Genomic DNA, 5163 nt, shown 5'->3' on the forward strand with positions numbered 1-5163 from the left:
CTTCTATTTCGACACCGGGGCCCTGGCCGCGGCCGGCGCCGCCGTGCATGACGCCGACATCCGCGAGACGGCGCTGCCGGACGAGACCTTCTTCGACGACCCCGAGGCGGCGCGGCTGATGGCCGGCTTCACCGGGCTGGACTGGAGCGATGCCGGCGACCGGCTGGCGGCGACCCAGACCGGGCACGAGATCCTGGCCCATCTCGCCGGCAGCCGGCTGCGCCGCCGCCGGTCGCCGGCGCTGGATGGCGGGCTGGCGCCGCAGACCCGCCGCCGGGTGCTGGAGTTCATCGAGGCAACGCTGGACGAGCCGCTGACGCTGGGCCGGCTGGCCGCGGTGGCCGGCCTGTCCGAAACCCATTTCGCCCGGATGTTCCGCGCCTCGGTCGGGCTGCCGCCGCATGGCTATGTGCTGGCCCGGCGGCTGGACCGCGCCCGCCGGCTGCTGGCCGGCACCGACCGGCCGCTGGCCGACATCGCCGCCGGCTGCGGCTTCACCCACCCCAGCCACCTGACCCGCCATTTTCGCGCCGCCTTCGGCGCCCCGCCCGGCGCCTGGCGGATCGCGGTCCGGGGCTGAGCCGCCCCTATTCGCCGTAGAAGCTGCGGTACCACTCCACGAAGCGCGGGATGCCGACCTCGATCGGGGTGGTCGGGTGGAAGTCGATCGCCGCCTCCAGCTCCGCCACATCGGCATAGGTCTCCGGCACGTCACCGGGCTGCAGCTCGCGGAAGATCTTCTGCGCCTCGCGGCCCAGCGCCCGCTCCAGCACCGCGATCATGTCCATCAGCGGCACCGGCTTGGTGTTGCCGATGTTGTAGAGGCGGTAGGGCGCGGTGCTGGTGGCCGGGTTCGGCGCATCGCCGGACCAGGCCGGGTCGGGCTGCGGCACATGGTCGAGCACCCGGGCCACGCCTTCGACCAGGTCGTCGATATAGGTGAAGTCGCGCAGCATGTGGCCGTGGTTGAACACCTCGATCGGCCGTCCCTCCAGGATGGCGCGGGTGAACAGGAACATCGCCATGTCGGGCCGGCCCCACGGGCCATAGGCGGTGAAGAAGCGCAGGCCGGTGACCGGCATCCGGTAGAGATGGGCATAGCAATGCGCCATCAGCTCGTTCGCCTTCTTGGTCGCGGCGTAGAGGCTGAGCGGATGGTCGACATTCTGGCGCACCGAGAACGGCATCGCCGTGTTGCCGCCATAGACCGAGCTGGAGGAGGCATAGACCAGGTGGCGCACGCCGTGATGGCGGCAGCCCTCCAGCACGTTGAGGAAGCCGACGACATTGGCGTCGACATAGGTCTCCGGGTGGGTCAGCGAATGCCGCACTCCGGCCTGGGCCGCCAGATGCGCCACCAGCCCCGGCTTCACCTCGGCGAACAAATCGGCCATGCCCGGCCGGTCGGCGATGTCGAGCCGGCGGAAGCTGAAGCCCGGCTGTTCGGCCAGCCGGGCCAGTCGCGCTTCCTTCAGCCGCACGTCGTAATAGGGGCTGAGATTGTCGACCCCGACCACTTGGCGCCCGGCATCGAGCAGCCGCCGCGCCAGGGCGAAGCCGATGAAGCCGGCGGCCCCCGTGACCAGGATGGGGGGCTCGACAGCAGGAACGACCGGGGCAGGCATCACAGGCTCCAATAGACCAGGCGGGACGGCACACCAGCCGGATCCAACGCGGATTTCACGTCCATGACCAGACCACCATCGCGCAGGCAAGCCCAAAGCGCGTCCCGGGACTGGTCGAGATAGGCGCGGTGCGGCACGGCCAGCACCAGCGCGTCGAGGTCACGGAAGGCATCGAGGCCGGCCAGGGCCAGGCCGTATTCATGCAGCGCCCGGTCCGGGTCGGCCAGCGGATCGTGGATCACCGGCTCGATGCCGTAGCCCTTGAGCTCGGCAATGATGTCAGGCACCCGGCTGTTGCGCAGGTCCGACACGTTCTCCTTGAAGGTCAGGCCGAGGATGCCGACCCGGGCGCCGAGGATGGTGCGGCCCTGCCGCGCCAGCACCTTGACCAGCTTGCCGGCCAGGAACGCCCCCATCTGGTCGTTGATGCGGCGGCCGGCCAGGATGATCTCGGGCCGGTAGCCCACCGCCTCGGCCTTGGCAGTGAGGTAATAGGGGTCGACGCCGATGCAGTGGCCGCCGACCAGCCCGGGCTGGAACCGCAGGAAGTTCCATTTGGTGGCAGAGGCGGCGAGCACCTCCCGCGTCTGCAGGCCCAGCCGGTCGAAGATCATCGCCAGCTCGTTCATCAGCGCGATGTTCAGGTCGCGCTGGGTGTTCTCGATCACCTTCGCCGCCTCGGCGACGCGGATCGACGGCGCCCGGTGGATGCCGGCCGGGACGATCGCGCCATAGGCCGCCGCCACCCGGTCCAGCGTCGCGGCATCCTGGCCGGAGACGACCTTGACGATCCGCTCCAGCCGGTGCTCGCGGTCGCCGGGGTTGATCCGCTCCGGCGAATAGCCCAGGGCGAAGTCGATGCCGGCCCGCAGGCCGGAGGCGCGGGCCAGGGCCGGGCCGCACACCTCTTCGGTCGCGCCGGGATAGACGGTGGATTCGAACACCACCACGGCGCCGGGCCTGAGCGCCCGGCCGATGGTCTCGCAGGCCCGCAGCAACGGGCCGAAATCCGGCCGGCGCTCGCTGTCGATCGGCGTCGGCACGGTGGCGACGAAAAAGCTTGCGGCGGCGAGGTCCGCCGGGTCGGCCGTGACCGCCAGGCTGGTGCCGGCCAGGTCATCGGCCTCGATTTCGCCGGTGATGTCGCGGCCGGCGCGCAAGCCCGCCACCCGGTCCGGATCGATGTCGAAGCCGATGGTGCCGGGGAAGTGCCGGGCGAAGGCCAGCGCCACCGGCAGCCCGACATAGCCGAGGCCGATCACCGCGATGCGCTCGGCCCGCGGCGCCGACACCGATGCCGTGTCGGTCATGCCGCGGACCGGCGTGCGCGCGACCGCCGCTTGGGCGCCGCCGGCAGCGGCTTGGACACCGGGTCGGCCAGCACCTCGCCCATGGTCTTGCGAATCTGCGCCAGCTTGGTCTCGTGGGTGATCTTCAGCCCGAACACATCCTTGACGTAGAACACGTCGACGGCGCGGGCGCCGAAGGTCGAGATCTTGGCCGAGGAGATCTGCAGGCCGAGATTGGTCAGCGCCCGGCCGACGGCGTGCAGCAGGCCGGGCCGGTCGCGACCGTTCAGCTCGATCACCGTGTGGGTGCGGCTGGCCTCGTTGTCGATCAGCACGCGCGGCGCGATCGAGACGGAATGCAGCCGCGGATAGGTGCGGTGCCGCCGCTCCAGCTCGGCCGACATCTTCATCTCGCCGGACAAGCTGCGCTCGATCGCCACTCTGACCCGGGCCAGCTTCTCTGGCGCGTCGAAGGCGCCGCCCTCGACCGCGTCCTGCACCAGGAAGGTGTCCAGCGCCGTGCCGTCGGCGAAGGTGAAGATCTTGGCCTCGACGATGGTGCCGCCGGAGACGGCGATGGCGCCGGCCAGGCGCGAAAACAGGCCGGGATGGTCGGCGGTGTGGATCGTCAGCTCGGCCACGGTGCGCTGCTGGTCGACCTGGATGTCGATGGCCAGCGGCGTGGCGTCGGCCTTTTCCTCCGCCGCCCGCACCAGCCGGGCGTGGCGGGCCTGGGTGACGCCGTCGAAGGCCAGCCAGTAGGCGCGGCTGGCCTTGGCCAGATAGGCCTCGACCGCTTCCTTGGACCAGTCGGCCAGCGCCTCGCGCAGCAGGTCCTTGGCCCGTTCCGCCCGGCGTTCGACGCCAACGCCCTCATCGGCGCCGGACAGCCGCTCATCCGCCCGGTAGTACAGTTCGGACATCAGCGTCGCCTTCCAGGCGGTCCACCGGCCGGGGCCGACGGCGCTGATATCGGCCGCGGTCAGCACCAGCAGCAGGCGCAGCCGTTCCGGGCTTTCCACCGCGGCGACGAAATCCTGCAGCGTCTTCTCATCCTCGATGTCGCGCTTGAAGGCGGTGTCGCTGAGCAGCAGGTGCCAGCGCACCAGCCACTGCGCCGTCTCCGTCTCCTCCGGCGTCAGGCCGAAGCGGGGGCCGAGCTTGCGCACCACCCGCGCGCCCAGCACGGAATGGTCGCCGCCGCGGCCCTTGGCGATGTCGTGGCACAGGATGGCGACGTACAGCGCCCGGCGCGACCCGGTCTTGCGCATCACCTGGGTGGCCAGCGGCAGCGTGTCCACCGCCTCGCCGGTTTCGATCCGATGCAGGATGCCGAGCGCGAACAGCGTGTGCTCGTCGACCGTGTACGTGTGGTACATGTCGTACTGCATCTGGGCCACGACCCGGCCGAAATCCGGCACGAACCGGCCCAGCACGCCGGCCTCGTTCATCCGCCGCAGCGGGATCTCGGGGTCCTGCTCCGCCGTCAGGATCTCGAGGAAGATGCGGTTCGCCTCCGCGTCGTCGCGCAGCCCCGCAATCAGGTCGATGTTGCGGGTGATCAGCTTCAGCGCCGCCGGATGGATGTCGAGGTCGCGCGCCTGCGCCACCCGGAACAGCCGGATGATGTCGATCGGGTGGTCGCGCAGCTGCTTCTCGCCGGCCAGGCTGACGCGGTCGCCGTCCAGCGGCAGCCCATCAACCATGGGGGCTGCGAAGCCGAGGAAGGCCAGGCCGCGCTTCGGCCGCCGCTGGCTTTCCGCCTCCAGCGCCGCGCAGAAGATGCGGGTCAGGTTGCCGACCTCCTTGGCCACCAGGAAGTAGTGCTTCATCAGCCGCTCGACGCCCTTGGCGCCGGCATGGTCGGTGTAGCCGGCGACGCGCGCGATCTCCGGCTGCAGGTCGAAGGTCAGCCGGTCCTCGGCCCGCCCGGTCAGGTAGTGCAGGTGGCAGCGCACGGCGCGCAGGAAGCTCTGCGACCGGCGGAAGCGCCGCGCCTCCTCCCCCGTCAGCACGCCCTTGGCGACGAGGCCGTCGACATCGTCGACCTGGTACAGATACTTGCCGATCCAGAACAGGGTCTGCAGGTCGCGCAAGCCGCCCTTGCCCTCCTTCACATTTGGCTCCAGCACATAGCGGCTGTCGCCCATGCGGCGGTGGCGGGTGTCGCGTTCGCCCAGCTTGGCCTCGGTGAAGGCGGCGCCGGTGCCGGCCGCCACCTCCTCGATGAAGCGGCGGCGCAGCGTGTC

General features: G+C 70.7%; 4 protein-coding genes. 1 reads left to right on the plus strand and 3 read right to left on the minus strand.

From position 1 onward, the window contains the following. The coding region (locus AC3XYG_RS36585) for a helix-turn-helix domain-containing protein (protein ID WP_489144823.1) at positions 1-580 on the plus strand (580 nt) is incomplete at its 5' end. Positions 581-587: 7 nt separating this feature from the next. On the opposite strand, the gene AC3XYG_RS36590 is transcribed toward AC3XYG_RS36585, so the two are convergent. The 3 genes from AC3XYG_RS36590 to AC3XYG_RS36600 all read right to left on the minus strand — a co-directional run. Further along, positions 588-1625, minus strand: coding sequence for an NAD-dependent epimerase (locus AC3XYG_RS36590; RefSeq protein ID WP_489144824.1), 1038 nt, complete (start codon positions 1623-1625; stop codon positions 588-590). Further along, positions 1625-2935: a nucleotide sugar dehydrogenase gene (locus tag AC3XYG_RS36595; protein WP_489144825.1), complete on the minus strand. Its 1311-nt coding sequence runs from the start codon at positions 2933-2935 to the stop codon at positions 1625-1627. Before AC3XYG_RS36595 ends, AC3XYG_RS36590 begins: the two co-directional genes overlap by 1 nt. Then, the coding region (locus AC3XYG_RS36600) for a [protein-PII] uridylyltransferase (protein WP_489144826.1) at positions 2932-5163 on the minus strand (2232 nt) is incomplete at its 5' end. The genes AC3XYG_RS36595 and AC3XYG_RS36600, both read right to left, overlap by 4 nt.

It is taken from the genome of Inquilinus sp. (assembly GCF_057815775.1).

Excerpts from the sequence above, each read along its gene's own strand:
- AC3XYG_RS36590 (WP_489144824.1), bottom strand. The coding sequence starts at position 1,625 with ATGCCTGCCCCGGTCGTTCCTGCTGTCGAGCCCCCCATCCTGGTCACG.
- AC3XYG_RS36595 (WP_489144825.1), bottom strand. The coding sequence starts at position 2,935 with ATGACCGACACGGCATCGGTGTCGGCGCCGCGGGCCGAGCGCATCGCG.